The sequence below is a fragment of the Ensifer sp. CCNWLY38 genome, assembly GCF_037120565.1.
Lineage (GTDB): Bacteria > Pseudomonadota > Alphaproteobacteria > Rhizobiales > Rhizobiaceae > Ensifer > Ensifer adhaerens_H.
The window spans coordinates 66,204-91,642 of record NZ_JBBBBO010000016.1 but is presented as its reverse complement, the minus strand read 5'-3'; the positions used below and the strand labels follow the sequence as shown (position 1 = coordinate 91,642).

General features: G+C 62.7%; 28 protein-coding genes. 12 read left to right on the top strand and 16 right to left on the bottom strand.

Annotation, left to right across the window (positions count from 1 at the left end; translation table 11 throughout):
- Positions 1 to 111 precede the first annotated feature (111 nt).
- Positions 112 to 1,041: a DMT family transporter gene (locus V7S54_RS28565; protein WP_065374375.1), complete on the top strand. Its 930-nt coding sequence runs from the start codon at positions 112 to 114 to the stop codon at positions 1,039 to 1,041.
- Between the two features lie 15 nt (positions 1,042 to 1,056).
- On the opposite strand, the gene rutR is transcribed toward V7S54_RS28565, so the two are convergent.
- Positions 1,057 to 1,710, bottom strand: coding sequence for an HTH-type transcriptional regulator RutR (gene rutR / locus V7S54_RS28560; protein ID WP_065374376.1), 654 nt, complete (start codon positions 1,708 to 1,710; stop codon positions 1,057 to 1,059).
- 283 nt (positions 1,711 to 1,993) lie between these two features.
- Here rutR and V7S54_RS28555 point away from each other — a divergent pair, with 283 nt between their 5' ends.
- Both V7S54_RS28555 and hydA read left to right on the top strand, forming a co-directional pair.
- Entirely contained in the window at positions 1,994 to 3,244 is a 1,251-nt protein-coding gene (locus tag V7S54_RS28555; RefSeq protein WP_141679393.1) for a Zn-dependent hydrolase, read from the top strand.
- Positions 3,245 to 3,429: 185 nt separating this feature from the next.
- A complete protein-coding gene (hydA, locus tag V7S54_RS28550) occupies positions 3,430 to 4,884 on the top strand; it encodes a dihydropyrimidinase (protein ID WP_065374377.1) in 1,455 nt (484 codons plus the stop codon).
- A gap of 93 nt (positions 4,885 to 4,977) precedes the next feature.
- Here hydA and V7S54_RS28545 read toward each other — a convergent pair whose 3' ends face one another.
- Complete coding sequence (locus V7S54_RS28545; protein WP_065374378.1) at positions 4,978 to 5,391, bottom strand: cupin domain-containing protein; 414 nt, start codon at positions 5,389 to 5,391, stop codon at positions 4,978 to 4,980.
- A 121-nt stretch (positions 5,392 to 5,512) separates the two neighbouring features.
- Between V7S54_RS28545 and V7S54_RS28540 the strand changes: the two genes are divergently transcribed.
- The 9 genes from V7S54_RS28540 to V7S54_RS28500 all read left to right on the top strand — a co-directional run bounded on the left by V7S54_RS28540 (position 5,513) and on the right by V7S54_RS28500 (position 15,813).
- The gene (locus tag V7S54_RS28540) at positions 5,513 to 6,304 is read left to right on the top strand and encodes an ABC transporter ATP-binding protein (RefSeq protein ID WP_065374467.1); all 792 of its coding nucleotides are present in this window, start codon (positions 5,513 to 5,515) and stop codon (positions 6,302 to 6,304) included.
- Positions 6,294 to 6,758 (top strand): GNAT family N-acetyltransferase, encoded by a 465-nt coding sequence (locus V7S54_RS28535; RefSeq protein ID WP_065374379.1) that lies wholly within the window; start codon positions 6,294 to 6,296, stop codon positions 6,756 to 6,758. Before V7S54_RS28540 ends, V7S54_RS28535 begins: the two co-directional genes overlap by 11 nt.
- Entirely contained in the window at positions 6,755 to 7,090 is a 336-nt protein-coding gene (locus tag V7S54_RS28530; RefSeq protein ID WP_065374380.1) for a hypothetical protein, read from the top strand. The genes V7S54_RS28535 and V7S54_RS28530 overlap by 4 nt, the downstream gene beginning before the upstream one ends.
- Positions 7,091 to 7,092: 2 nt before the next feature.
- On the top strand, positions 7,093 to 7,977 hold the full coding sequence (locus tag V7S54_RS28525; protein WP_065374381.1) for an ABC transporter permease: 885 nt from the start codon (positions 7,093 to 7,095) through the stop codon (positions 7,975 to 7,977).
- On the top strand, positions 7,974 to 8,843 hold the full coding sequence (locus V7S54_RS28520) for an ABC transporter permease (RefSeq protein ID WP_065374382.1): 870 nt from the start codon (positions 7,974 to 7,976) through the stop codon (positions 8,841 to 8,843). Before V7S54_RS28525 ends, V7S54_RS28520 begins: the two co-directional genes overlap by 4 nt.
- A gap of 99 nt (positions 8,844 to 8,942) precedes the next feature.
- Positions 8,943 to 9,935 (top strand): ABC transporter substrate-binding protein, encoded by a 993-nt coding sequence (locus V7S54_RS28515; protein WP_057249043.1) that lies wholly within the window; start codon positions 8,943 to 8,945, stop codon positions 9,933 to 9,935.
- A 517-nt stretch (positions 9,936 to 10,452) separates the two neighbouring features.
- The gene (locus tag V7S54_RS28510; protein ID WP_065374468.1) at positions 10,453 to 11,640 is read left to right on the top strand and encodes an efflux RND transporter periplasmic adaptor subunit; all 1,188 of its coding nucleotides are present in this window, start codon (positions 10,453 to 10,455) and stop codon (positions 11,638 to 11,640) included.
- Between the two features lie 14 nt (positions 11,641 to 11,654).
- Positions 11,655 to 14,972, top strand: coding sequence for an efflux RND transporter permease subunit (locus tag V7S54_RS28505; RefSeq protein WP_065374383.1), 3,318 nt, complete (start codon positions 11,655 to 11,657; stop codon positions 14,970 to 14,972).
- Positions 14,973 to 15,132: 160 nt separating this feature from the next.
- Positions 15,133 to 15,813: a Crp/Fnr family transcriptional regulator gene (locus V7S54_RS28500; RefSeq protein WP_065374384.1), complete on the top strand. Its 681-nt coding sequence runs from the start codon at positions 15,133 to 15,135 to the stop codon at positions 15,811 to 15,813.
- 39 nt (positions 15,814 to 15,852) lie between these two features.
- Here V7S54_RS28500 and ureG read toward each other — a convergent pair whose 3' ends face one another.
- The 14 genes from ureG to V7S54_RS28430 form a co-directional block, all read right to left on the bottom strand.
- On the bottom strand, positions 15,853 to 16,464 hold the full coding sequence (ureG, locus tag V7S54_RS28495; RefSeq protein WP_065374385.1) for an urease accessory protein UreG: 612 nt from the start codon (positions 16,462 to 16,464) through the stop codon (positions 15,853 to 15,855).
- Positions 16,465 to 16,492: 28 nt separating this feature from the next.
- The gene (locus V7S54_RS28490) at positions 16,493 to 17,164 is read right to left on the bottom strand and encodes an urease accessory protein UreF (RefSeq protein ID WP_065374469.1); all 672 of its coding nucleotides are present in this window, start codon (positions 17,162 to 17,164) and stop codon (positions 16,493 to 16,495) included.
- Complete coding sequence (gene ureE, locus V7S54_RS28485; RefSeq protein ID WP_065374386.1) at positions 17,157 to 17,627, bottom strand: urease accessory protein UreE; 471 nt, start codon at positions 17,625 to 17,627, stop codon at positions 17,157 to 17,159. The genes V7S54_RS28490 and ureE overlap by 8 nt, the downstream gene beginning before the upstream one ends.
- A gap of 2 nt (positions 17,628 to 17,629) precedes the next feature.
- Complete coding sequence (locus V7S54_RS28480) at positions 17,630 to 17,926, bottom strand: putative quinol monooxygenase (RefSeq protein WP_065374387.1); 297 nt, start codon at positions 17,924 to 17,926, stop codon at positions 17,630 to 17,632.
- A 169-nt stretch (positions 17,927 to 18,095) separates the two neighbouring features.
- Positions 18,096 to 18,635: a peroxiredoxin gene (locus V7S54_RS28475; RefSeq protein ID WP_065374388.1), complete on the bottom strand. Its 540-nt coding sequence runs from the start codon at positions 18,633 to 18,635 to the stop codon at positions 18,096 to 18,098.
- Positions 18,636 to 18,927: 292 nt separating this feature from the next.
- Entirely contained in the window at positions 18,928 to 19,599 is a 672-nt protein-coding gene (locus tag V7S54_RS28470; protein WP_065374389.1) for a TIGR02117 family protein, read from the bottom strand.
- Between the two features lie 17 nt (positions 19,600 to 19,616).
- Positions 19,617 to 21,329, bottom strand: a complete 1,713-nt coding sequence (ureC, locus tag V7S54_RS28465; protein WP_065374390.1) for an urease subunit alpha — start codon at positions 21,327 to 21,329, stop codon at positions 19,617 to 19,619.
- 3 nt (positions 21,330 to 21,332) lie between these two features.
- Positions 21,333 to 21,977 carry a Urease operon accessory protein gene (locus tag V7S54_RS28460; RefSeq protein ID WP_141679394.1) on the bottom strand — a complete coding sequence of 215 codons (645 nt, stop codon included), beginning with the start codon at positions 21,975 to 21,977 and terminating at the stop codon, positions 21,333 to 21,335.
- Positions 21,978 to 21,980: 3 nt separating this feature from the next.
- The gene (locus V7S54_RS28455) at positions 21,981 to 22,400 is read right to left on the bottom strand and encodes a lysozyme inhibitor LprI family protein (RefSeq protein WP_065374391.1); all 420 of its coding nucleotides are present in this window, start codon (positions 22,398 to 22,400) and stop codon (positions 21,981 to 21,983) included.
- The gene (locus V7S54_RS28450) at positions 22,397 to 22,702 is read right to left on the bottom strand and encodes an urease subunit beta (RefSeq protein ID WP_065374392.1); all 306 of its coding nucleotides are present in this window, start codon (positions 22,700 to 22,702) and stop codon (positions 22,397 to 22,399) included. The genes V7S54_RS28455 and V7S54_RS28450 overlap by 4 nt, the downstream gene beginning before the upstream one ends.
- Positions 22,703 to 22,712: 10 nt before the next feature.
- Positions 22,713 to 22,967: a DUF1272 domain-containing protein gene (locus V7S54_RS28445; RefSeq protein ID WP_065374393.1), complete on the bottom strand. Its 255-nt coding sequence runs from the start codon at positions 22,965 to 22,967 to the stop codon at positions 22,713 to 22,715.
- 60 nt (positions 22,968 to 23,027) lie between these two features.
- Positions 23,028 to 23,330 carry an urease subunit gamma gene (locus tag V7S54_RS28440; protein ID WP_057249031.1) on the bottom strand — a complete coding sequence of 101 codons (303 nt, stop codon included), beginning with the start codon at positions 23,328 to 23,330 and terminating at the stop codon, positions 23,028 to 23,030.
- Between the two features lie 122 nt (positions 23,331 to 23,452).
- On the bottom strand, positions 23,453 to 24,286 hold the full coding sequence (locus V7S54_RS28435; RefSeq protein ID WP_065374394.1) for an urease accessory protein UreD: 834 nt from the start codon (positions 24,284 to 24,286) through the stop codon (positions 23,453 to 23,455).
- A 176-nt stretch (positions 24,287 to 24,462) separates the two neighbouring features.
- Positions 24,463 to 25,437 carry a 2-hydroxyacid dehydrogenase gene (locus V7S54_RS28430; RefSeq protein ID WP_065374395.1) on the bottom strand — a complete coding sequence of 325 codons (975 nt, stop codon included), beginning with the start codon at positions 25,435 to 25,437 and terminating at the stop codon, positions 24,463 to 24,465.
- Positions 25,438 to 25,439 lie beyond the last annotated feature (2 nt).

Below are 25,439 nucleotides of genomic sequence, written 5' to 3'. Positions count from 1 at the left end.
GTCTTTCAGAATGCGCCAGATCGCTGTAACACCTTGAACTGCTGCATAACTTTGTCCTTGAATCGTAAGGATCGTGCAGCAGGCCCACCCTCGGACTCCCCGGAATCGTGAATGAAGCAGGACGTATCCCCGAAAACGCCCCACCAGGTTCACGCCATAGGCATCGAGAAGCTGAGGGCGCATCTGGCGATGCTGAGCTTTGCCATTTTGATCGCCGGTTCCTTCTCTTTCGGTGGCCTTGCGACCCAGCACATGGGCGCCGGACCGCTGACGCTCTGGCGCTATCTGCTGACCGTCGTCGTGCTGGGGCTGATGACCTTCGGCTATGCGCGCGTGCCTTTTCACTTCCCGAAGCAATGGTGGCGCTTCGTGATCCTCGGCGGCCTGATCGCCGTCTACATGCTGACGATGTTCAAGGCGCTGGAATTCACCAACCCGGTTTCGACCGGCGCGGTCTTCACCCTGATGCCGTTGCTCAGCGCCGGTTTCGCCTATCTGCTGCTCGGCCAGCGCACGCGCCCAGGCGTGCTCGCGGGCCTCATCATCGCAGCGCTCGGCGCCGTCTGGGTGATCTTCCGCGCCGATATCGGGGCGATCCTTGCCTTCGACATCGGCCAGGGCGAATTGATCTTCTTCGTCGGCGTCGTCTGCCACGCGGTCTATGTGCCGCTGATCCGCAAGTTCGGCCGCGAGGAAAGCCCTTTCGCCTTCGGCTTCTGGGTCGCCGTCTTCACCCTGCCCTGGCTGCTGGTGCCCGGCGGCATCGGCCTCGTCACCACCGATTTTGCGGCGCTTCCCGCGATCGTCTGGATCGCCGTCCTCTATCTCGCCGTCGTCACCACCGCGATCACCTTCCTGCTGCTGCAATATGCCTCGATGCGGCTGCCAGCATCCAAGGTGCTCGGCTATGGCTATCTGACGCCGAGCTTCATCATCCTGCTGGAAGGTCTGCTCGGCCACGGCTGGACCAGCCTGCCGGTTCTGGCGGGCGCGCTCACCACCGCCTGTGGTCTGCTCCTGATGGCGCTTTTGCCCGATTGAAGATGTGAGGGCGGCTCAGGCCGCCGGCTGCTCGCTGACCTGCAGCCCATCGACGAAGAGCCGTTCGAGAAAGCGCGCCGCGTCTTCGAAACGTCCCTCGCCGGCATTGCCCTGGCCAAGCACGGCGCGCACCTGCACGTCGAAGTCGGCATAATGCTGGGTGGTCGACCAGATCGCAAAGATCAGGTGGTAGGGGTCGCATTTGGCGATCTTGCCAGCTTTCGCCCAGGCGCGGATCACCTCGGCCTTCTCGTCGACGAGCGTCTTCAGGGGACCTTTGAGCTCGTCTTCGATATGCGGAGCACCCTGCAGCACCTCGTTGGCGAAGAGCCGGCTTTCGCGCGGATAGTCGCGGGCCATTTCGAGCTTGCGTCGGATATAGCTGCGAATCTCGGCGACCGGATTTCCCTCGGCATTGAACTCGCGCAGGGGATCGAGCCAGGTATCGAGCACCCGGTCGATCAGCGCCCGGTGCATTGCTTCCTTCGTGCGGAAATAATAGAGCAAATTGGGCTTCGACATGCCCGCCACTTCGGCGATCTGATCGACGGTCGCGCCGCGGAAACCATTGGCGGAGAAGACTTCAAGCGCAGCTTCCAGGATGCGCTCTTCCTTCTCCTCCTGGATGCGTGTCCGCCTCTGGGTCCTGGCCGCTCTCGGTAGTACCATCTGTCCCCCTGGCGATCCCCGCGCGCCTCGGCGCGCAAGAACCGATCTGCCCAATTTCCGGCCTCGCCATCTTCTTGGGCAACAACTTCGTTTTTTTGTTTTTCCGGCTTGAGTGCCGCAATGGAAGTTGTAATGTTTACCAACCGGTCAAATTATCAGCCAGTTCACCACCAAAGGCAACGGCTGATCGAAGGGCACCAGAAAAAACCAAGCCTGGATTTGACCACGGGAACAGGAGGGCTCGCCATCCAAGGCAAGGCCCTGAAAAGATGAGGAGACCGCCGTGGCTGCACCTGGCGAGAACATGCGCGTCAATGCCGACCGCCTGTGGGATTCACTTATGGAAATGGCCAAGATCGGCCCTGGTGTCGCGGGCGGCAACAACCGCCAGACGCTGACCGACGCGGACGCAGAAGGGCGCCGGTTGTTCGAGTCCTGGTGCGAGACGGCCGGCCTCACCATGGGCGTCGATAGTATGGGCAACATGTTCTTCACCCGCGCCGGCACCGACCCGGACGCTCTGCCCGTCTATGTCGGCTCGCATCTCGACACCCAGCCGACCGGCGGCAAATTCGACGGCGTGCTGGGCGTGCTCTCCGGCCTCGAAGTCGTTCGCTCGATGAACGACCTCGGCATCAAGACCAAGCACCCGGTCGTCGTCACCAACTGGACGAACGAGGAAGGCGCGCGCTTCGCGCCGGCCATGCTTGCCTCCGGCGTCTTTGCCGGCGTGCACAGCCAGGACTTCGCCTATGGCCGCAAGGATCCGGAAGGAAAGACCTTCGGCGATGAATTGCAACGCATCGGCTGGGTCGGCGACGAAGAGGTCGGCGCCCGCAGGATGCACGCCTATTTCGAATATCACATCGAGCAGGGCCCGATCCTCGAAGCCGAGGGCAAGGACATCGGCGTCGTCACCCATTGTCAGGGCCTCTGGTGGCTGGAGTTCACGCTGACAGGACGCGAAGCCCATACCGGCTCGACACCGATGAACATGCGCGTCAATGCCGGCCTTGCCATGGCCCGCATCCTGGAAATGGTGCAGGGCGTCGCCATGGAAAACCAGCCGGGCGCCGTCGGCGGTGTCGGCCAGGTGTTCTTCTCGCCCAATTCCCGCAACGTCCTGCCGGGCAAGGTGGTCTTCACCGTCGATATCCGCTCGCCCGACAAGGCCAAGCTCGACCGCATGCGCGCGAAGATCGAGGCCGAGGCGCCAAATATCACCGAACCGCTCGGCGTCGGCTGTTCCATCGAGGCTATCGGCCATTTCGAGCCGGTCACCTTCGATCCGAAGCTCGTCAACGCCGTGCGCAATGCCGCCGAACATCTCGGCTATAGCCACATGAACATCATTTCGGGCGCCGGCCACGACGCCTGCTGGGCCGCCAAGGTGGCGCCGACGACGATGATTATGTGCCCCTGCGTCGGTGGCCTCAGCCACAACGAGGCGGAGGATATCTCCAAGGAGTGGGCCAGCGCCGGCGCCGACGTCCTCTTCCACGCCGTCGTCGAAACGGCCGAAATCGTCGAATGAGTTTGCGGGCGGGACGAAAGTTCCGCCCTTTTTCGTGGCGGCCGCCTACTGCATAATTCCTTAAATCGGGATCGATTTAAGGGGAAATTATGCAGCAAATCTAAAATGCTACAGCGACCTTAGCGCGTATTAAGACACGCGCGGCGCTGTAGGCGCCGGAAGCGCAATCGCGAGGATCAAGAACCATGAGCACTGTCATCAAGGGTGGAACCATCGTCACGGCCGACCTGACCTACAAGGCGGACGTCAAGATCGAGGGCGACAGGATCGTCGAGATCGGCCCCAATCTTTCCGGTGACGAGACGCTGGATGCGAGCGGCTGTTTCATCATGCCGGGCGGCATCGACCCGCATACCCATCTCGAAATGCCCTTCATGGGCACCTATTCCTCGGACGATTTCGAAAGCGGCACGCGCGCGGCGCTCGCCGGCGGCACGACCATGGTGGTCGATTTCGCGCTGCCCTCCCCCAACCAGTCGCTGCTCGAAGCGCTCACCATGTGGGACAACAAGTCCACCCGCGCCAACTGCGACTATTCCTTCCACATGGCGATCACCTGGTGGAGCGAGCAGGTCTTCAACGAGATGGAGACCATCGTCAAGGACAAGGGGATCAACACTTTCAAGCACTTCATGGCCTATAAGGGCGCGCTGATGGTCGACGACGACGAGATGTTCTCGTCCTTCCAGCGCTGCGCCGCCCTTGGCGCTCTGCCGCTGGTGCACGCCGAAAACGGCGACGTCGTCGCCCAGCTGCAGGCAAAGCTGCTAGCCGAAGGCAACAACGGACCGGAAGCGCACGCCTATTCACGGCCCGCCGAAGTCGAGGGTGAAGCCACCAACCGCGCCATCATGATCGCCGACATGGCCGGCTGCCCCGTCTACATCGTGCACACCTCCTGCGAACAGGCACACGAGGCGATCCGCCGCGCCCGCTCCAAGGGCATGCGCGTCTTCGGCGAGCCGCTGATCCAGCATCTGACGCTCGACGAAACCGAGTATTTCAACAAGGACTGGGATCATGCGGCCCGCCGCGTGATGTCGCCACCCTTCCGCAACAAGCTGCATCAGGACTCACTCTGGGCGGGCCTCGCCTCGGGTTCGCTGCAGGTGGTGGCAACCGACCATTGCGCCTTCACCAGCGAACAGAAACGCTCCGGCCTCGGCGACTTCACCAAAATCCCGAACGGCACCGGCGGGCTCGAAGACCGCATGCCGATGCTGTGGACCCATGGCGTCAACACCGGCCGCATCACCATGAACGAGTTCGTGGCTGTGACCTCGACCAACATCGCCAAGATCCTCAACATCTATCCGAAGAAGGGCGCGATCCTCGTCGGCGCCGATGCCGATCTGGTCGTCTGGGACCCGAAGCGCACCAAGACGATCTCCGCGAAATCCCAGCAGTCGGCGATCGACTACAACGTCTTCGAGGGCAAGGAAGTGAAGGGCCTGCCACGCTTTACTCTGACCCGCGGCGTCGTCGCGATCGAGGAAAGCACGATCAAGACCCGCGAGGGCCACGGCGAATTCGTCCGCCGCGATCCCTTCCCGGCGGTCAGCTCAGCCCTTTCCACCTGGAAGGAAGTCACCGCCCCCCGCGCCGTTCAACGCACCGGCATTCCGGCGACCGGCGTCTGAGGTCTCATGTTTCGTGGCTTGCATTTCTTCGCGCCGCTCTGTCCCACCGGACATGTCCTGCCAGATCGGCGGGGCATTTCGGCGCGGGTAGCGTCAGGCAGGCACGAGCGCGTCGAGATCGGGCAGAAGCACGACGCTTTCCATCTGCTTCGGATCTGTGCGCGCAATGACGGCCGAACAGGGCGCGTCCGAACGGTTCTCCGGCAGGTGCGGCATGCCGGCGGGAATGTAGACCATGTCGCCGGCCCGCGCCACGACGTGCTCTTCAAGCCGCTCTCCGAACCAGGTCCAGGCCTCACCCGAAAGCACGTAGATCGCCGTCTCGTGGCTTTCGTGCAGATGCGCCTTGGCGCGTGCGCCGGGCGGGATCGTGACGATATGCATGCAGAGGCCAGTCGCCCCGACCGTCTCGGCCGCAATGCCCTCGAAATAGTTGAGCCCCTGCTGGCCGGCCTGCACGCCTTCAGGACGAACCACGCGACAGCCCGGATTGGATGATCGAGACATGACTGTTCTCCAGAATTCCCTGAAAAACCAGCAACAAACGGCTCCGCATCCAAATCCGCGATTGCATGTTGCCGGTCCGGATAGCAGTCTGACACAGACCAGCCAGAACGAGTATTCGCCGATGACGTCCAATACCGCATCCGTGGTTTCGGCCCGGGACCTCTGCCTGACTTTCGAAACCGCCGATGGACCGGTGCATGCGCTGACCGGCGTCAATCTGGACGTCGCCAAGGGTGACTTCGTTTCCTTCATCGGCCCATCCGGCTGCGGCAAGACGACGTTCCTCCGCGTCATCGCCGATCTCGAAAAGGCGAGCTCGGGCAAGATCAACGTCAACGGCATGACGCCCGAGGAAGCGCGCAAGCAACGCGCCTATGGCTACGTGTTTCAGGCGGCGGCGCTTTATCCCTGGCGCACGATCGAGAACAATATCGCCCTGCCGCTGGAGATCATGGGCTATTCCAAGGAAGAGAAGAAGGCGCGCATCGAGCGCACGCTCGACCTCGTCAACCTCACGGGCTTCGGCAAGAAATATCCCTGGCAGCTTTCGGGCGGCATGCAGCAGCGCGCCTCGATCGCCCGCGCACTCGCCTTCGATGCCGATCTGCTTTTGATGGACGAACCCTTCGGCGCGCTCGACGAGATCGTCCGCGATCACCTGAACGAACAGCTCCTTAAACTCTGGGCCCGCACCAACAAGACAATCTGTTTCGTCACCCATTCGATCCCCGAGGCCGTCTATCTCTCGACCAGGATCGTGGTGATGAGCCCACGCCCCGGCCGGGTCACCGACGTGATCGAATCGACGCTGCCGCGCGAGCGCCCACTCGGCATTCGCGAAACGCCGGAGTTCCTGGAGATCGCCCATCGCGTCCGCGAAGGCCTGCGCGCGGGACACAGCTATGACGAATAGCGCCGTGATCCGCCCGGCCGAACGGACCGACATGGCCGCCTGCGCCGGCATCCTCAACCGCTGGATCGACGCCACGCCGTGGATACCGCGCGTGCACAACCATGCCGATGTCGAGCGCTACTACGCCGATATAGTGTTTGCCGAACGCAGGGTAATCGTCGCGGAGCGGAAGAACGATGTCGCCGGCTTCCTTGCCCTTTCCGACGACCGCTATGTCACTGCGCTCTACATCGATGCGCCTCACCGCGGCACCGGCATCGGCTCGCAGCTCGTGGGGGCCGCCAAGGACTTGTCTCCGGAAGAGCTCAACCTCTGGACCTTCGAACACAATCGTGATGCCCAGCGCTTCTACCAGCACCAGGGCTTCGAAGTCGTGCGGCGTACGGACGGCGACAACGAGGAGCAGTTGCCGGATATTCTCTATCGCTGGCAGGCCAGGGAGATGCAGGCATGAACCTCGCCTATGGCCTCTGGATGCTGCTGGCAACGACGATCTTCCTCGGCGGCGCGACCGCCTCGCGCGCCTATGTTTCGAACAATCACCTCGGCATGCTCTTCCTCGCGCTTGGGCTCTACGTGATCGGCAATATCATCATGGTGAAGCTGATGCGCGAAGGTGGTCTCGGCCTTGCAATCTCGCTTTCGGCGATCGTACAGCTCGTGCTCGTCAACATCATCGCCTTTGCGGTCTTTGGTGAACGGTTGAGCCTCACACAGGCCGCCGGTGTCCTTCTCGGCATCCTGGCCATGGGCCTGATGTTGTTGCCCGCAAGCGGAAAGGCGTGACGATGCAGGAACCAAGCTTTCTCAGGGACAAGTTGCTGCCGGTCGGCACCGTCGTCGTGCTGCTGATCGCGCTCTGGTACGTCGCAGTCGTCTTCCTGAACGCGCCCTTCGAGCGCGACACGGCCGCGCGCAACGGCACCGAAATCACCTTCTCCGAGATCATGCGCAACACCATGGCGCAGGAGCGACCGGTGCTGCCGGCGCCGCACCAGGTGATCGCCGAGATCTGGGACACGACGTTCAACAAGGCAATCACGTCGAAACGCAGCCTCGTCTACCACGCCTGGATCACGCTCTCGGCAACCCTGCTCGGCTTCGGCATCGGCGCAGCGCTCGGCATCCTGCTCGCGGTCGGCATCGTGCACAACCGCGCCATGGACCGCTCGCTGATGCCGTGGGTGATCGCCAGCCAGACGATCCCGATCCTCGCCATCGCGCCGATGATCATCGTCGTCTTGAACGCCATCGGCATCTCCGGCCTGCTGCCTAAGGCGCTGATTTCCACTTACCTTTCCTTCTTCCCGGTCGTCGTCGGCATGGTGAAGGGGCTACGCAGCCCGGAAACGATCCAGCTCGATCTGATGCACACCTATTACGCCTCATCGGCGCAGACCTTCTGGAAGCTGCGCTGGCCGTCGTCGATGCCCTATCTCTTCACCTCGCTGAAGGTCGCCGTCGCCATCTCGCTGGTCGGCGCGATCGTCGGTGAGCTGCCGACCGGCGCCGTCGCGGGCCTCGGCGCCCGCCTGCTCGCCGGTTCCTATTACGGCCAGACCGTGCAGATCTGGGCGGCGCTCTTCATGGCGGCAGCACTCGCCGCGGTCCTCGTCATGATCGTCGGCTTTGCCCATACGGCCGTCCTGAAGCGCATGGGAGCCAAGCCATGAATCTTCCCGTCCTTGCCGCTGCGATCATCTTCTGGCTGGCTGCCTGGGCCTTCAACGAATGGCTGGTGCGCCAGAACTTCCAGAGCCAGGCCGCCAGGAGCGCCGCGCGCTTTGCCGTGCCGCTGATCTTCGGCATCACCATCCTGGTCCTCTGGGAAGGCATCGTCCGCGGCTTCCAGGTCCCCTCGGTGCTACTGCCAGCGCCGTCGATGATCTGGCAGAAGCTGATCAACTCGCTGCCGACGCTCGGCGCCGACTTCCGCCAGACCTTCCTGAAGGCGGTGCTGATCGGCTATGCGCTCGGCTGCGGCCTCGGCTTTGCCGTCGCGATCCTCATCGACCGCTCGCCCTTCCTGCAGAAGGGCCTCCTGCCGCTCGGCAACTTCGTCTCGGCCCTTCCTGTGATTGGCGTCGCACCAATCATGGTCATGTGGTTCGGCTTCGACTGGCAGTCGAAGGTTGCGGTTGTCGTCATCATGACCTTCTTCCCGATGCTGGTGAACACGGTCGCCGGCCTTGCCGCCGCCAGCCACATGGAGCGTGACCTGATGCGCACCTATGCGGCGTCCTGGTGGCAGACGCTCGTGAAGCTGCGCCTGCCGGCCGCCTGGCCGTTCATCTTCACCGCGCTCAAGATCAATTCGACGCTGGCGCTGATCGGCGCCATCGTCGCGGAGTTCTTCGGGACCCCCATCGTCGGCATGGGGTTCCGGATTTCCACGGAAGTGGGACGCATGAATGTCGACATGGTCTGGGCCGAGATCGCCGTCGCGGCGGTTGCAGGCTCCGCCTTCTACGGGGTGGTCGCGCTCATCGAGCGTGCTGTCACCTTCTGGCATCCTTCCATCCGCGGAGGGCGCGCCTGACGCATACTGCCTGAGCAATTCCAGGAAAAGTGTGAAACGGTTTTCCGTCCGGAATTGCGCAGTTGAAAGAAAATGAAACAAAAACAAGAGGGAACTGACATGAACAAAAGACTTGCATCGCTTCTCGCCGCAGGCGTCTTTTCGCTGGCAGCGTTCCAGGCTGAGGCCGCCGAGAAGGTGACACTGCAGCTGAAATGGGTGACCCAGGCGCAATTCGCCGGCTACTACGTCGCCAAGGACAAGGGCTATTACGAGGAGGAAGGTCTCGACGTCGACATCAAGCCCGGCGGTCCTGATATCGCACCGGCACAGGTGATCGCCGGCGGCGGCGCCGATGTGATCGTCGACTGGATGCCCTCAGCGCTCGCCACCCGCGAAAAGGGTGTAGCGCTCGTCAACATCGCCCAGCCCTTCAAGAAATCGGGCATGATGCTGACCTGCCTCAAGGAAACCGGCGTCACCAGCCCTGACAAGTTCAAGGGCCAGACCCTCGGCGTCTGGTTCTTCGGCAACGAGTATCCGTTCCTCTCCTGGATGGCGCATCTGAAGATCCCGACGGATGGCGGCCCGAACGGCGTCACGGTCCTGAAACAGGGCTTCAACGTCGACCCGTTGATCCAGAAGCAGGCCGCCTGCATCTCGACTATGACCTACAACGAGTATTGGCAGGTCATCGACGCCGGCATCAAGCCGGATGACCTCGTTACGTTCAAATATGAAGACCAGGGCGTGGCGACGCTCGAAGACGGTCTCTACGTGCTTGAAGACAAGCTCAAGGATGCAGCCTTCAAGGAAAAGATGGTCAAGTTCGTGCGCGCCTCGATGAAGGGCTGGAAATTCGCCGAAGAGAACCCGGACGAAGCCGCAGGCATCGTCCTTGAAAACGACTCTACCGGCGCGCAGACGGAAAAGCACCAGAAGCGTATGATGGGTGAAGTGGCCAAGCTCACCGCCGGCTCGAACGGCGCGCTTGACGAGGCCGACTACAAGCGCACGGTGCAATCGCTGCTCGCGGGCGGCTCCGATCCCGTGATCTCCAAGGAGCCGGAAGGCGCCTGGACGCACGAGATCACCGATGCCGCACTGAAGTAAACGATCGCCAAATCGTCAGAAGAGGGTCGCACGATCGTGCGGCCCTCTTCCGTTTTCTCGGCGGCCGTTCGCATCCGCCAAATTGCTGCCGGGTACCGGGCGTGGGGGTGGCAACCCTGCGAGCAACGGCGCTACCCTTGCTTGCCATTGTCAAGATCGTGTCAAGATCGCAACCATAACCGCAGAACGTGTCGAATATTGAGGCACCATCGCTTCATGCGCACTTGTAAGCGTCGAAGGCCGAGATTACATAGGCCCCGATGTTTGTTGGAGGCAGGCATGGTGGAGGGCACCCTTTTCCCGATGTCTTGCCTGCGGTAACCGGTCCCAGTTCCGCCCGCGTCTACGGTCTGATACCGTGCACGCGGAGCGCGAAATGAGGAAAGCGCAGTCTCCTGTCCCCGCGCAATCCGCCGGGGCGAGATGTCGGCGTGATAAAATCGCCTGATTGCCCGTGGATCCTGCATCGAGCGGTGATCCGCTCGATGTTGTTTCCATTGCCGGGACTGTGAAGCCGATGGCTCTAAAAGTACTGCCCGTTCTCAGCGTGTGCGCTGCGATGACCTTTGGTTCGCTTTCGTCCGCCTGGGCGGAGGAAGCGACGCAACCGAAGCCGACGCAAAACCTCCCCTCCATCGTTGTCACCACAGCGGTCGACCAGTCGATCAGCGACCGCGTCGTTGCGACCGGCACCATCCAGGCGGTCGAGCAGGTCTATGTCGCCCCCATGGTCGATGGCCTCTCCATCCGGACGCTCAATGTCGATGTCGGCGACAAGGTCGAAGCCGGCAGCGTGCTCGTGGTCCTAAACGACGACGCCCTTCGCCTGCAAAAGAGCGAACTCGAAGCGTCGCTTGCCAAGGCCGAGGCCGGGCTTGCTCAACTGAACGCGCAACTCAGCGAAACCAGGGCGAACGCAGACGAGGCCAAACGCGTCAGCGACCGCGCTGCGGGACTTTCGAAGAACGGCACGGTTTCGACGGCTGAGGCCGACCGGGTGCGGGCGCTCGCGATTGCGACGCAGGCACGCGTCCTTTCGGCGGAGCAGGCCGTCGCCGTCGCCAATGCCGACATCAAGGTGGCCGAAGCGCAGATCGACGACATCGACCTTCGCCTCGCCCGCACCGAGGTCAAGGCGCCCGTCGCCGGCGTGATCTCCGCCAAGAACGCCAAGGTCGGCGCGATCGCCACCGGCAATAGCGAACCGCTTTTCGCCATGATCCGCGATGGCGCGATCGAGATGAAGGCAGACGTCGCCGAAGCCGACATCATCAAGCTCGCTTTGGGCCAGCCGGCAACCGTGACGCTCGCCGGCGGCAACACCAAGGTCGAGGGCACCATCCGCCTGATCGCCCCGACCGTCGATCCTGTCAGCCGCCTCGGAACCGTCTTCATCAGCCTGGCGGATACCGAGAAGGCACGCGCCGGCATGTATGCAAGCGCGCTGATCACCGCCCAACAGAAGCAGACAGTGGTCCTGCCGCAAACGGCCGTTACCAATGAGAACGGCCGCACGATCGTCCGCAAGGTCGAAAACGGCGTCATCCGCATCCTGCCAGTCAAGACAGGGATTTCCGACGGCAAGTTCATCGAAGTCCTCGAAGGCTTGAAGGCTGGCGAGGAAGTGGTGGCGAGGGCCGGAGCCTATGTCCGCGACGGCGACCGCATCAACCCCGTCAAGTCCGCTGAACCAGCGACCAACTGACAGGAACCGTGACCATGAACTTCTCAGCCTGGTCCATACGCAATCCGATCGCACCGATCCTCTTCTTCGTCGTTCTGATGGTGCTCGGCTATCAGTCCTTCGTATCGCTGCCGATCACCCGTTTCCCCAACATCGATGTGCCGATCGTCTCGATCAACGTGACGCAGAGCGGCGCATCGCCGGCCGAGCTTGAAACGCAGGTCACCAAGGAAATCGAGGACGCGGTCGCGAGCGTCACCGGCGTCGACCATATCCAGTCGACGATCAATGACGGCACGTCGACGACCGCCGTCATCTTCCGCATGGAAGTGCCGACGACCCAGGCGGTGCAGGACGTCAAGGACGCGATCGACCGCATCCGCAGCGATCTCCCCACCTCGATCGAGGAGCCGATCGTCTCCAAGGTCGACGTCGAGGGCCAGGCAATCCAGACCTTCTCCGTCTCCGCCCCCGGCATGTCGCTGGAAGAGCTCTCCTGGTTCGTGGATGACGTCATCAAGCGCGAGATCCAGGGCAAGAAGGGCATCGGCCGTGTCGACCGCTATGGTGGCGCCGACCGCGAGGTTCGGGTCGAGCTCAACGAAGACAAGCTGAATTCGCTCGGCATCACTGCCGCCGACGTCAACGGCCAGCTCCGCCGCATGAACATGGACCTCGGCTCCGGCCGCGGCCAAGTCGGCGGCAGCGAGCAGGCCATCCGTACCCTCGGCGACACCCGCAACGTCGACCAGCTCGCCAACACGATGATCTCGGTGCCGAGCGGTCGCTTCGTGCGCCTTTCCGATCTCGGCACGGTCACCGACACCTATGAGGAGCCACGCTCCTTCTCGCGCTTCAACGGTAATCCCGGCGTGACCTTCGCGGTCTTCCGCGCCAAGGGCGCCAGCGAAGTGAGCGTCGCGGAGACCGTCGCCAAATCGCTCGAAAAGATCCGTGCTGCCAATCCCGATGTCACCATCGAGATGGTCGACGATTCCGTCTACTTCACCTACGGCAACTACGAAGCGGCGCTGCACACGCTGATGGAAGGCGCACTGCTCGCCGTCATCGTCGTCATGCTGTTCTTGCGCAATTGGCGCGCCACGCTGATCTCGGCGGTGGCGCTGCCGCTCTCGGCGATCCCGACCTTCTGGATCATGGATCTGCTCGGCTTCTCGCTGAACCTCGTCAGCTTCCTCGCGATGACGCTCGCAACCGGTATCCTCGTCGATGACGCGATCGTCGAGATCGAGAACATCGAGCGGCACATCCATATGGGCAAGTCGCCCTATCGCGCGTCGATCGAGGCGGCGGATGAGATCGGTCTGGCGGTTATCGCGACGACTTTCACGATCATCGCCGTCTTCGTGCCTGTGTCCTTCATGCCGGGCATTCCGGGCCAGTACTTCATCCAGTTCGGTCTGACGGTTGCCGTTGCGGTGTTCTTCTCGCTGCTCGTCGCCCGCCTGATCACGCCGGTCATGGCGGCCTACCTGATGCGTCCCTCGGACGCAGGCGGCGGTCACCACGACGAAGACGGCTTCATGATGCGCAACTACACGCGTCTCGTGCGCGCCACGACGCACTACTGGTACACGCGCTACTTGACGCTGCTTGCCGCGATCGCCTTCTCCGTTGGGTCGGTATTCGCGCTGATCCTCTATGTGCCCGGCAGTTTCCTGCCGCCGGAAGACGCCTCGCGCGTCAGCCTGTCGATCGAGCTGCCGCCGGACGCCATGCTCGAGGACACCGACCGCACGACCACGGAGATCTACAACCGGGTCAAGAATATCGAAGGGGTCGACAACGTATTCGTCCTTGGCGGCGCCTCGCCGAAGGGCGACCTGGAATTGCGCCGCGCGACCGTGACCGTGCTTCTGAAAAAGCTCGACCATTCGCTCCTGAACAAGATCGTCAACGACGTCATCGGCCGGACGCCGCTGATCGGCCCCTACCTGCCGAAGATGGCCCCCGCTGGTCGCATCATCCCGCAGTCACAGATCGAGAAGGAAATCTTCGCCCGCGTCCGTGACATACCGGACGTCCGGGTCATCAAGCTCAACGACCGCGGTGAGCGCGATCTCTCATTCAACCTGCTCTCCAACAACGAGGCCGATCTCGACCAGGCGGTGGCGACGTTGGAAGGCAAGCTGCGGAGCGACCCGCTGCTGGCCAATGTCAGCCCGGACGGGGCGCTTCCGCGCCCGGAACTGCAGATCCGCCCACGTGACGAGCAGATGTCGCGTCTCGGCATCACCACGGCGCAGATCTCCGAAGTGATCCGTGTGGCCACCATCGGCGATATCGATGCGGCTTTGACCAAGATCGCGCTCGACGGCCGCCTGATCCCGATCCGCGTTCAGATCAACCGCGATTTCCGCACGGATATCGCCGCCATCCGCAACCTGAAGATCACCACCGCTTCGGGCGCCACGGTGCCGCTCTCGAGTGTTGCCGACATCAACTATTCGGAGGGCCCGAGCTCGATCAAGCGATACGACCGCAACCGCGTCGTGACGCTTGGGGCGGACCTGCCGGTCGGCGTCGCACTGAATACCGCCTCGGACCGCTTCAAAGAGATCGCCGGCCAGGCCGGTTTGCCGAAGTCCGTCGAGTTCCTCGAAAGCGGTGACGCTGAGGTTCAGGCGGAGATGCAACAGAGCTTCGGCAATGCCATGCTGCTTGGCCTGATGCTGGTGCTGGTGGTGCTGATCCTGCTCTTCAAGGACGTGATCCAGCCGTTCACCATCCTGTTCTCGCTGCCACTCGCCATCGGCGGCGTTGCTGCGGCGCTGATCCTGACGCAGAACGCGCTGTCGATGCCGGTTCTGATCGGCATCCTGATGCTGATGGGCATCGTCACCAAGAATGCAATCCTGCTCGTCGATTTCGGCATCGAGATGATGCACCACGGCATGGACCGCCAGATGGCCATGATCGAGGCTGGCCGCAAGCGTGCCCGTCCGATCATCATGACCTCGATCGCCATGTCGGCGGGCATGCTGCCCTCAGCGCTCGGCGTCGGCGAAGGCGGCTCGTTCCGCGCGCCTATGGCGACCGCCGTGATCGGCGGCATCATCGTTTCGACGGTGCTGAGCCTGGTGATCGTGCCGTCGTTCTTCCTGATCATGGACGACCTCTCGCGGCTACTCGCCCGCATCTTCGGGAGCTTCGTCGGCCAGAAGGACGAGGAAAACCTTCCGCTCGATCGCGAAGCCCTGACGGGCCTGGTGCACGAGCAGAGCAAGACGATCGAAGGCCTGGAAGACCGGCTGAAGACGCTGGAATCGGACCAGAGCAAGGGACGACCCGGAGGCAAGGTCATCAACCATCCGGCACTCGCCGCCGAATAGGCCAGGTCCCGAAGCGGCGCTTCGCCCGGAACTGTCACAATCCAAGAACGAGCCCGCGCCCTGAAGCGCGGGCTTTTTGTCATTTTTATTTGATCGAGGTCAAACCACCTTCCGCCAAGCTTTATTACCTTGCGCTTGGATCTTACTCAGGACGGGTGTGATGAAGACGTTGCGATTGAACTCGAACGATAGGGCGGTGCTGCTCGGTTCTTGCTTCTTCGGGAAGCTGCCGATGGCGGCAACGAACGCAATACTGGACGATGTGGTCGTTTCAACCCACGAGGAGCACGACATCCTCTTTGGCCAGGGCGAGCCGCTCGATCACGTCTTTTTCGTTCTTTCCGGCCTGGTGCGTCTCTACCGGCTGGGCAAGGACGGGCGCGAGGCGGATATCGCCGTGTTTCCGAGAGGCGAGCTATTCGGTGAAAGCGCCATGTTCCTCGGCAACCGCGCCACAGCCAACGCCCAGACGATCGAGACGACGATGCTCGCCCGCATCGACAGCCGCAAGCTGCGCAAACTCGCCGAGCAAACGCCCGAAGTCGCCGACGCGTTGATGCAGCTCCTGTGCCGGCACGCGCAAATGGCGGAAGATTGCCTGGCGGAAGACCGGCTGCTGACGGCCCCGCAGCGGGTCGCCAGCTATATTCTCGGGAACTGCCCGGACGGCATCACGAACTTTTCCTTCCGCCTGCCCTTCCAGAAGAATGTGCTGGCCGGCAAGCTGGGCCTTGCACCGGAGGCCCTGTCGCGGGCTTTTTCGGCACTTCGCCGCTCGGGCGTCACGGTCAAGGGCCGCGTGATCGAGATCCACGACCGGCAGGCGCTCGAACGCTTCTGACGTGCCGACCAAGGTTCAGCCGTCAGAAGCCTGGCGGCATCACAGCCCGCCGTGCAGCGCCAGGAAATCGACTATCCGGTTGATGCCGTCGCCACGTTTCATGTCCGTGAACACGAAGGGCTTTTCCGCTCGCATCCGCGTCGCATCCCGCTGCATGACGTCGAGATCGGCCCCGACATAGGGAGCCAGATCCTTCTTGTTGATGACGAGCAGATCGGACTTCGTGATGCCCGGCCCGCCCTTGCGCGGGATCTCCTCGCCCTGGCAGACGGAAATGACATAGATCGTCAGATCGGCAAGGTCGGGCGAAAAGGTCGCCGCGAGATTGTCGCCGCCGGATTCGATGAAGACGACATCGAGGTCGGGAATGCGCCGGTTAAGGTCAGCGATTGCCTGCAGATTGATCGTGGCGTCCTCGCGGATCGCCGTATGCGGGCAGCCACCGGTTTCCACCCCGACGATGCGATCGGACGGCAGCGCCTGCATGCGCACGAGCGCCTCCGCATCCTCCTTGGTGTAAATGTCGTTGGTCACCACGGCGACCGAGTACTTCTCCCGCATCGCCTTGCAGAGCTTGTCGGTCAGGGCCGTTTTGCCTGAGCCTACCGGCCCGCCGATGCCGATGCGAAGGGGGCCGTTCTTCGATGCCATCTGGATGTCCTTTCAAAGGGGCCTCTTCCTAGGATCGGAAGAGCCGAGAATGCAGGGTTTCGTGTTTCAAAGCCGAAATATCCGCCATGATCGTGGCCGAGCCCAGATCGTCGAGCGAGGCGCTGGCCGCTTTGCCTGCCGCCGCCGCGATGATCGGTTCGAGCGCCGCGATCACGCCGACGCCATCCCGCTGGCCGGTGACGCCGCAGCGGATCGCCACTGAAACGGCGTTCGAGACCGTGGCGTTGAGATAGGCGGCAAGCGCCGGCTCGAGGCCCGTTTCGTGGGCGCCCGCCACGGCACCGACCGCCACCGAATAGGCGACAGTCTCCGGGAGAGCATCAAGAACCGGGTGCGGCCACGACCGCGCAGCCGCCAGAAACGCCTGGCCCTGCAGCATGGTTTCCGTATGCCGCTCGCGGCTTCCCGCCAGAGCTTCGGCAAGGTCTGCGACCGCAGCCAGCCGGACGCTGTCATTGACAGCACGATAGCTCTCGGCAAAAAGCAGCGCATCGTTCCAGCCGGAGCCGTGGCAGAGGACTGTCTCCAACCAGGAGCGAAGCTCCATCGCGTCGGTCACCAAGCGATCATGAACCGCCTGTTCAAGCCCGCTGGAATAGGAGAAGGCACCGACCGGGAAGGCCGGGGACATCCAGGTCACCAGGCGAAGCAGAGCCTGCGTATCGACCCGCTCAGCCATGATGGTGATGGCTATGGCCATGGTTGAGGCCGGCGGCATGGTAGGCACCGCGCAGCGGATGGAAGCGTTCCGAAACCTCGGTCACCTCCGCGCCCAGGCCTTCGAGCATCTGGCGGATGACCGGATCGCGGGTAATCAGGATGCGGTTCGGCTCGATCTGCGCAGGCAGATGGCGATTGCCGAGATGCCAGGCGAGTTCGATCAGATGCAGGGGATCGCGCGGCCGGATCTCGTAAAGCGCCTCGGGTGCAGCAACGATGCGGATATAGCCACCGCCTTCAAGAACCAGCAGGTCGCCATCGGCCAACATCACCGCTTCCTTGAGGTCGAGCATCACGACGTCGTCTTCGAGATGCAGCAACTTGCGGCGAAGATGACGGGCGTCGTGCGCAAGCGTCACGCTGTGAAGCGGAGTCGTGCCGGCTGGGCCCGGCGAAAGCACCTGGGTGGAGCGGTACGGCATCTTCAGAGCACCTCGACCTTTTCCGGCGACACAAGCTCTATGCGGGACTCGATGAGCAGGTCGGCCATCGCCGCCTGGAAGGCCTTCAGATGCGGTTCCGCGAAATGCGCTTCGACGGCCGCCTTGTCCTTCCAGGTCTCGACAAACACCAGCGTGTCGGGATCGGCCGGCTTGCAGAAAAGTTCATAGGCGATGCAGCCGGCCTCGCGCCGCGTGGCTTCGATCAGCGGTGCAGCCAGCGACACCACTTCGCTTCCCTTGCCCGGATGCGCGCTCAGATAGGCGATAATGTAAACCATTGAACCCTCGATATCTTTTGTATCCGCTAGTCTAACAAGAAATAGTCTCGGCGCCAGCCATGAGACCCGTTGTCAACCATCCGGCATGCACCGGCCAAACAACAAAAAGCCCGAAGACCGGATCCGATCTTCGGGCTCTTGAGTTACAAAGTCGAGCGTTGGGCGCGCATCAGGCAGCCAGCTTCTGAGACTTCAGCGCCTCGAGAATGTTCTGCGGCGAGGAAACGCCGTAGGGGTCGCTATCGCAATTGTCGGAATAGCCTTCTTCCTCGAACCACTGCTCCACCATGCCGTTGTTGACAACGGCGGCGTAGCGCCAGGAGCGCATGCCGAAGCCGAGATTGTCCTTGGCAACGAGCATGCCCATCTTGCGGGTGAATTCACCCGAACCGTCCGGGATCAGCTTGACGTTTTCGAGGCCCTGGGACTTGCCCCAGGCATTCATGACGAAGGCGTCGTTGACCGAGATGCAGTAGATTTCGTCAATGCCTTCGGCGCGGAAGTCGGCCGTCAGCTTTTCGAAATCAGGCAACTGGTAGGTCGAGCAGGTCGGCGTGAACGCGCCCGGCAGCGAGAACAGCACGACGCGCTTGCCGGCGAAGTAATCGTCGGAGGACACGTCCTCCCAGCGGAACGGATTCGGGCCGCCAACGGCCTCGTCGCGAACGCGGGTGCGGAACGTTACAGCGGGTACTTTTCTGCCAAGCATCGTCATCTCCTTTGGATCACGATAAATTTGGACCGGCTCGACCCAAAACCATGAACGTGATCAGATCCACTAAGTTGGAGCGGGATGCTGGCGGAAAACCGCAAGCACGTTTTCTCATCCCGCTCTCGTTCGGCTCTCGGTCGGCAGGTCTTGGGAGGATTTCTGACAACCGGGAACGATCAGCCACTTTCCTATCGGATATTGCGCTGCGGTGCAGCACGAAAGGCCTCGATTCACATGCAGGCATGGCAGCCATGCGATGACCGCATGGCTGCTGTTCACGGCGCGACACTCAATTGTGGATGCGCAAGGATAGTCCGAGGCTCGGCGGAACCGGGTTCCACAGGCCGGTTCTCAACCCCGCCTCACGCAACGCCCGCGCTGTCCATGTGTTGCAGCCGACGAGCGCGTTGAAACGGCCCTCGGCTTCGAAGAAGCGGTCATTGCCATTGTAGGAGAAGCCGTCGACCGGAACGACAGCCCCGGCGTCGCGTATGAAACTCTCGGCAATGAAGCCAAGCAGTCGTTCATATCCCGCCGCGTCCAGTTCGAAGCTGGCAACGGAGGGTTGCGGCTCGACGATCCGGCCGGCGATATCCACATGCATGACCGAGCGGTCGAGCGTCAGCGCCTTGAAGACCGGCATGGCCTTCAGCTCCGACCAGGTCGGCGTTTCCAGATAGAAGGAACGCCCGCCCCAGCCGAAGATCAGCCATTGTGCCTGCGGATGCGCCAGCGGCACGCCGGCCGCTTCGATGAAGCCGAACCGCGCCCTCGTTTCCTCCGTCAAGGGCACGGCGATATCCGTGTGGATGGGGCCCGAAAGCACCAGGATGCGCGTCGCCCCTGCCCCCGCCGCAGAGGCTGAAACCGGCAAGAGCGGCCGCGGCAGCAGTGTTCCGAGAACAACCGCAAGTACCGCAGCGAGCAGGCCGAAGAAAGCCCATTTCAGGCCGCGTTTCATCCTTTGCCTCTGCTTCCTCAGAACAGGAAATAGCGCTGCGCCATCGGCACGATCGTCGCCGGCTCGCATGTCAGGAGCTCGCCGTCGGCACGCACCTCGTAGGTCTCCGGATCGATCTCGATGTTGGGCGTCAGGCTGTTGTGGATCATCGACGCCTTGCCGATGCCGCCGCGGGTGTTCCGGACCGCCACGAGCTGCTTGGCGACGCCAAGCTTGGCGGCGAGTCCCGCGTCGAGCGAGGCCTGCGACACGAAGGTGACGGACGAGTTCGTGCGGTTCTTGCCATAGGCGGCAAACATCGGTCGGTAGTGCACCGGCTGCGGTGTCGGGATGGACGCGTTCGGATCACCCATCGGCGCCATGGCGATCGAACCGCCGAGCAGCACGAAGTCCGGCTTCACGCCGAAAAAGGCCGAGTTCCAGATGACGAGATCGGCGCGCTTGCCAACCTCCAGCGAACCGATCTCGTGGCTGAGCCCGTGGGCAATCGCCGGATTGATCGTGTACTTGGCGATATAGCGTTTCACCCGGAAATTGTCGTTGTCGCCGGTTTCCTGCGGCAGAGGCCCACGCTGGCGCTTCATCTTGTCGGCGGTCTGCCAGGTGCGGATCGCCACTTCGCCGACGCGGCCCATGGCCTGGCTGTCGGAGGAGATGATCGAGAAGGCACCAATGTCGTGCAAGATGTCTTCGGCGGCGATCGTTTCCTTGCGGATCCGGCTTTCGGCAAAGGCGATATCCTCGGGGATCGACGGCGACAGGTGGTGGCAGACCATCAGCATGTCCAGATGCTCGGCGAGCGTATTCTTGGTGTAGGGCCGCGTCGGATTGGTCGAGGACGGAATGACGTTCGGCTGGCCGCAGATCTGGATAATGTCGGGCGCGTGACCGCCGCCCGCCCCTTCCGTGTGGAAGGCATGGATCGTGCGGCCCTTGATCGCCGCGATCGTGTCCTCGACGAAACCGCTCTCGTTGAGCGTATCCGTATGGATCATCACCTGCACGTCGTATTCGTCGGCAACGCCGAGGCAGCAATCGATCGCCGCCGGTGTCGACCCCCAATCCTCGTGCAGCTTCAGCGCGGTGGCACCGGCGAGCACCATCTCGACAAGAGCGCCGGGCCGCGAGGCGTTGCCCTTGCCGGCGAATGCGATGTTCATCGGGAAACCATCGGCCGCCTCGATCATGCGGGCGAGATGCCACGGGCCCGAGGTGCAGGTGGTGGCAAGCGTGCCGTGCCCCGGGCCGGCGCCGCCGCCGAGCATGCAGGTCAGCCCGCTCACCAGCGCTTCTTCGATCTGCTGCGGGCAGATGTAGTGGATGTGGCTGTCCATGCCGCCGGCGGTGACGATCTTGCCCTCACCCGCGATCACTTCGGTCCCGGGACCGACGACGATGGTGACACCCGGCTGCGTATCCGGATTGCCGGCCTTGCCGATCCCCGCAATCCGCCCGTCCTTGAGGCCGATGTCCGCTTTCACGATGCCCCAGTGGTCGACGATCAGCGCATTGGTGATGACCGTGTCGACCGCACCTTCGGCGCGTGTCGCCTGGCTCTGCCCCATGCCGTCGCGAATGACTTTGCCGCCGCCGAACTTCACCTCCTCGCCATAGGTGGTGAAGTCCTTCTCCACCTCGATGAAGAGTTCCGTATCGGCGAGCCGCACCTTGTCGCCAACCGTCGGGCCGAACATGTTGGCATAGGCCGCGCGCGACATCTTGTAGGGCATGGTTCAGGCTCCTTGAGACGAAGAAGAAATGGGGTGGAGGCGGCGAAGGCGGCCGCTCGCTGCCAGCACGTCGACATAGCGGCGCTCGGCAGCGAAGGGATGCCATTGCCACCCGACATGGCCGAAGCCGGCAAGAACGACATCGTCATCGGCCATCGCGATATTGGACAGGATATCGGCAATGACGATCAGGCCGCTGGACGGAACGACGTAGGGATCGGGTGAGAAACCGGCGAGATCGTGATCCAGCTGGTCATGCACCGCGGCCGGAACCACGCGAAAACCGCGGTTGGTCGAGCGGCTGAAGCTCTCGAAACCGACGGTGTAGTCGTCACAGAAATCGTCGAGATCCGGATATGTTTCGGCGAGTCCGGCCCGCATCGCGGCGAACTTCGCGCCGGAGCGGACGCACCAGATTTCGCGCGCCTGGCGCACCGCCGAACTCGTCTTCCAGCGGCCGCCGCCGAGCATGGAGAGACCGGGGCGCCCGGTGTTGCAGACGGCGACGATGTCGGTCTTGTGGCCACCGGGGCCGACGGAGCGGCAATCGTTGAAACGCACGACGATATCGGCGGCATCGATCACCGTGCCAGCTCCGTCAGGCACTTCGCCGTTGCCCACGATCATGATGATGCGGCCGCCGCTCAAGGTCTAGTTTCCGTCAGGCTCGACAATGGCCTGGAGTTCCTTCGTCCGGGCCCTGGTCAACGCAGCGAGGCAACTGGAGACGAGCATCGGCTCCATCGAGCCCCCACGGGCTTCGAAGCCCGAAAGCTCGCATTGGCCGTCACGGTAACCGATCCAGGCGCGCTGCGCCTTCTTCAGTGCCTCTTCCGCGCCAACGTAGTTCGCATCGATCTCGGCAAGCTCCTTGTCCTGCGCCTTTGTCGCTGCCAGTGCCAGCTTGTAGACCTTGTTCAGTTCCGTGTCGGCCGCCTCGTAGTCCTTGTTGGCGCAGATGTTCATGTCCACCTGCGTCACCGCATTCTGGCAGTCGACCTTGTCTTCCTGCGCCAGAGCCGGCGCAAACGGCAAGACGAGAGCGATGGCAAGTACAGCAAGGCGGTTCATAGCTTGCCCATCACTTGCTGGCGGAAACCATAGACCTCGCGCTTGCCGGAAAGAGGGATCAGCGTCACCTGGCGCGTCTGCCCCGGCTCGAACCGCACGGCGGTGCCCGCGGGAATATCCAGACGCCGACCGTAGGCTGCCTTCCGGTCAAACTGCAGCCCGGCATTGGTTTCGGCGAAATGGTAGTGGCTGCCGACCTGGATCGGGCGGTCACCGGTATTGGCAACCTCGATCGTTGTCGTGTCGAGGCCGGCATTGAGCTCGATCTCTCCGGCAGCCGCAATAATTTCTCCTGGGATCATGGTTCTCTCCTCAAGCCGCCTTCGAACCGGCGCAGCCCTGCGGCTTCAGCACCCGCTCGGTGGAGGCCGGATATTTTTCAAGCAGGGCTGCCGGGCGCACCGGGCGGCGAGTGAATTCGCCGCCGCAATTCGGACAGGTGCCACCGAGCTTTCCATCGACACAATCGACGCAGAAGGTACATTCGAACGTACAGATCATCGCCTCGCGGCTATCCGGCGGCAGATCCTTGTCGCAGCACTCGCAGTTGGGGCGCAAAGCCAGCATGCTTGCCTCCTGAGATCAGGGGTTGGAGGGATACGGCGGAAAGGACCGCGTTTCCTTTGTTTAGCGGATCGGTTCGTGAACCGTGACGAGCTTGGTGCCGTCGGGGAACGTCGCTTCGACCTGGATGTCGTGAATCATCTCGGGGATGCCCTCCATCACCTGATCGCGCGTCAGCACCTGGGCACCCGCTTCCATCAGCTCGGCAACCGAGCGCCCGTCGCGGGCACCTTCGACGACGAAATCGGTGATCAGCGCGATCGCCTCGGGATGGTTGAGTTTCACGCCGCGCTCCAGGCGTCGGCGCGCGACCATCGCCGCCATGGAAATCAGCAATTTGTCCTTTTCGCGCGGGGTAAGATTCATGCGTCGCCACCGGTTGTTCGTGAAGCAATTCCCAGGAAATCTGCGAAGCGGTTTTCCGCCAGGAATTACAAAGTTTCAACGTGTTAGATCATTTCACTGTTTCAATAAAAATGTGAAATGACCTAGAGAACCCAGACTTTCGGCACAGTCTTCTGCTTGCGCAAGTGCGAAATAACGGGGATGAGGATTTTTCTGAGCGCGAACCCATCCGGCGCCACGAAACGGGCGACCAGCTTGTCGCGGCCATCGACCTGAAAATGGCTGATGCCGACGCCAGCCTCGCCGTCATTGAGCGATCGAAGACGCGGCAACAAGGGCTCGCAATCGGGGCCGACATAGAGGAGCGTGGCAAAGGCGGCTGCGCCATCGAGCACCGCCCGGCGCTGGCCGAGACTGGCGATCTCTCCGGCAAGCGCCAGATTGTCCGCATGCAGCAGCTTGCCCTCGGCGCGGATGCGCCAGCGATCGCGGAAGAGCCCGGTTTGCACCACCTCGCCCCTCGCCTTGCGGCCGAGCAGAACGGCCTCCACCGCCAGGAAAGTCGCGTCCGCGGCAAGCTCCACCTCCAGCGAACGCGACAGGGAGGCGCGGTCGAAGAGGATCGTCTCCTGTGGCAGCCAGTCGACGCGCGCGCCGGCGGCAACCTCGATACGCGTGGCCACCTCGACCGTATCGGCGCTCGCCTTATAGATCTTCTCGCAGGCCTGCGTCGTCACCGTCACATCGGTTCCGGCCCTTGCCGCAACCTCCCAGACCATGCGGTCGCCGCCGGTGAGGCCGCCGGAGGAATTGATCAGCACCGCTTCCATGGAGGCGTCGAAGGTCTTCGGCAGCCGGATCTTGGCGCAGCCTTCCTGATAGAGCTCGGCAATGCGGCTTTGGCCGAGCGCCGTCTTGGCGACCAGCCGCCCCTTCCCCCAGGCCCGTTGCGGAGCGATGCTTGCTGCCTTGTTCATGTTTCGACCGCCGAGCGGTGTCCTTCAATTCCTGGCGCTGCACCCATTGGGTCGGTCGCCTTGCCTTCGCGCTATCGTCCGCATGGCGGCACGACAAGTCAAGTTATTGTTTTGCAAAGAAAATCACCAGCCTGCCGCATTTCCATGCAGGCTCTGTGCAGAAAACAGGCAGCCGCTTACGCCACGCGATCGGGCGGCTCGCGGCCCTCGAAGAAAGCGGTGACGTTGTCGACCACCTTCATACCCATGGCAACCCGCGTTTCCTCCGTGGCACTGCCGAGATGCGGGAGCAGCACGACATTTTCGAGCCTGCGCAGACGCTCCGGCACATTCGGCTCCGCCTCGAAGACATCGAGGCCGGCACCGCGAATGACGCCCTTTTCGAGAGCGGCAACCAAGGCCGCTTCATCGATGACATCGCCGCGCGCCGTATTGACGAGGTAGGCGCCCGGTTTCATCAGCGCCAAGCGTTCCGCATTGATCAGATGCCGATTTTCGCCACCACCGGGGCAGTGCAGCGAGACGAAGTCCGAAGCTTTCAGTACATCCTCGACGGTGTCCAATTGACGGGCGCCGTAGCGGCTCGCTTCCGCCGGGTCGATGCGCGAACGGTTGTAGAAGACGACATCCATGTCGAAGCCGAAGTGGCAGCGTTTGGCCATCGCCTTGCCGATGCGGCCAAAGCCGATGATCCCGAGCGTCTTACCGGTGACCTTGCCGCCGATCATGTGGGTCGGGCGCCATCCGGTCCATTCGCCGGCGCGTACCTGGCGTTCGCCCTCACCCGCCCGGCGCGCGACAGTAAGCAGCAGCGTCATGGCAATGTCGGCGGTGCAATCGGTCAGCACACCCGGTGTGTTGGTCACGACGATCTTGGCGGCCTTGGCGGCAGCGACGTCGATGTGGTTGTAGCCGACGCCATAGTTTCCAAGGATCTTCGCCCGGAGGCCGCCGCCGGCGAAGAGTTCGGCCGGAAGCCGATCGGAAACGGTTGGGAGAACGGCGTCATAGGTCCGGAGCGCATCGGCCAGCCCTTCGGCCGTCATCGGCACGTCCCCTTCGTTCAAGGTGACGTCGAACCGCTCGGCAAGCACCTGTTCCACCGCCCCCGGCCAGCGACGGGTGACGAGAATGCGGGGTTTCGAGCTCATGC

Excerpts from the sequence above, each read along its gene's own strand:
- rutR (WP_065374376.1), bottom strand. The coding sequence starts at position 1,710 with ATGGTACTACCGAGAGCGGCCAGGACCCAGAGGCGGACACGCATCCAG.
- V7S54_RS28510 (WP_065374468.1), top strand. The coding sequence starts at position 10,453 with ATGGCTCTAAAAGTACTGCCCGTTCTCAGCGTGTGCGCTGCGATGACC.
- V7S54_RS28445 (WP_065374393.1), bottom strand. The coding sequence starts at position 22,967 with ATGCTGGCTTTGCGCCCCAACTGCGAGTGCTGCGACAAGGATCTGCCG.
- V7S54_RS28525 (WP_065374381.1), top strand. The coding sequence starts at position 7,093 with ATGCAGGAACCAAGCTTTCTCAGGGACAAGTTGCTGCCGGTCGGCACC.
- V7S54_RS28565 (WP_065374375.1), top strand. The coding sequence starts at position 112 with ATGAAGCAGGACGTATCCCCGAAAACGCCCCACCAGGTTCACGCCATA.
- V7S54_RS28440 (WP_057249031.1), bottom strand. The coding sequence starts at position 23,330 with ATGAATCTTACCCCGCGCGAAAAGGACAAATTGCTGATTTCCATGGCG.
- V7S54_RS28455 (WP_065374391.1), bottom strand. The coding sequence starts at position 22,400 with ATGAACCGCCTTGCTGTACTTGCCATCGCTCTCGTCTTGCCGTTTGCG.
- V7S54_RS28470 (WP_065374389.1), bottom strand. The coding sequence starts at position 19,599 with ATGAAACGCGGCCTGAAATGGGCTTTCTTCGGCCTGCTCGCTGCGGTA.
- V7S54_RS28500 (WP_065374384.1), top strand. The coding sequence starts at position 15,133 with ATGAAGACGTTGCGATTGAACTCGAACGATAGGGCGGTGCTGCTCGGT.
- V7S54_RS28475 (WP_065374388.1), bottom strand. The coding sequence starts at position 18,635 with ATGCTTGGCAGAAAAGTACCCGCTGTAACGTTCCGCACCCGCGTTCGC.
- hydA (WP_065374377.1), top strand. The coding sequence starts at position 3,430 with ATGAGCACTGTCATCAAGGGTGGAACCATCGTCACGGCCGACCTGACC.
- V7S54_RS28530 (WP_065374380.1), top strand. The coding sequence starts at position 6,755 with ATGAACCTCGCCTATGGCCTCTGGATGCTGCTGGCAACGACGATCTTC.
- ureG (WP_065374385.1), bottom strand. The coding sequence starts at position 16,464 with ATGGCATCGAAGAACGGCCCCCTTCGCATCGGCATCGGCGGGCCGGTA.
- ureE (WP_065374386.1), bottom strand. The coding sequence starts at position 17,627 with ATGCCGTACCGCTCCACCCAGGTGCTTTCGCCGGGCCCAGCCGGCACG.
- V7S54_RS28545 (WP_065374378.1), bottom strand. The coding sequence starts at position 5,391 with ATGTCTCGATCATCCAATCCGGGCTGTCGCGTGGTTCGTCCTGAAGGC.
- V7S54_RS28520 (WP_065374382.1), top strand. The coding sequence starts at position 7,974 with ATGAATCTTCCCGTCCTTGCCGCTGCGATCATCTTCTGGCTGGCTGCC.
- ureC (WP_065374390.1), bottom strand. The coding sequence starts at position 21,329 with ATGCCCTACAAGATGTCGCGCGCGGCCTATGCCAACATGTTCGGCCCG.
- V7S54_RS28435 (WP_065374394.1), bottom strand. The coding sequence starts at position 24,286 with ATGAACAAGGCAGCAAGCATCGCTCCGCAACGGGCCTGGGGGAAGGGG.
- V7S54_RS28540 (WP_065374467.1), top strand. The coding sequence starts at position 5,513 with ATGACGTCCAATACCGCATCCGTGGTTTCGGCCCGGGACCTCTGCCTG.
- V7S54_RS28535 (WP_065374379.1), top strand. The coding sequence starts at position 6,294 with ATGACGAATAGCGCCGTGATCCGCCCGGCCGAACGGACCGACATGGCC.
- V7S54_RS28490 (WP_065374469.1), bottom strand. The coding sequence starts at position 17,164 with ATGGCTGAGCGGGTCGATACGCAGGCTCTGCTTCGCCTGGTGACCTGG.
- V7S54_RS28515 (WP_057249043.1), top strand. The coding sequence starts at position 8,943 with ATGAACAAAAGACTTGCATCGCTTCTCGCCGCAGGCGTCTTTTCGCTG.
- V7S54_RS28505 (WP_065374383.1), top strand. The coding sequence starts at position 11,655 with ATGAACTTCTCAGCCTGGTCCATACGCAATCCGATCGCACCGATCCTC.
- V7S54_RS28430 (WP_065374395.1), bottom strand. The coding sequence starts at position 25,437 with ATGAGCTCGAAACCCCGCATTCTCGTCACCCGTCGCTGGCCGGGGGCG.
- V7S54_RS28450 (WP_065374392.1), bottom strand. The coding sequence starts at position 22,702 with ATGATCCCAGGAGAAATTATTGCGGCTGCCGGAGAGATCGAGCTCAAT.
- V7S54_RS28480 (WP_065374387.1), bottom strand. The coding sequence starts at position 17,926 with ATGGTTTACATTATCGCCTATCTGAGCGCGCATCCGGGCAAGGGAAGC.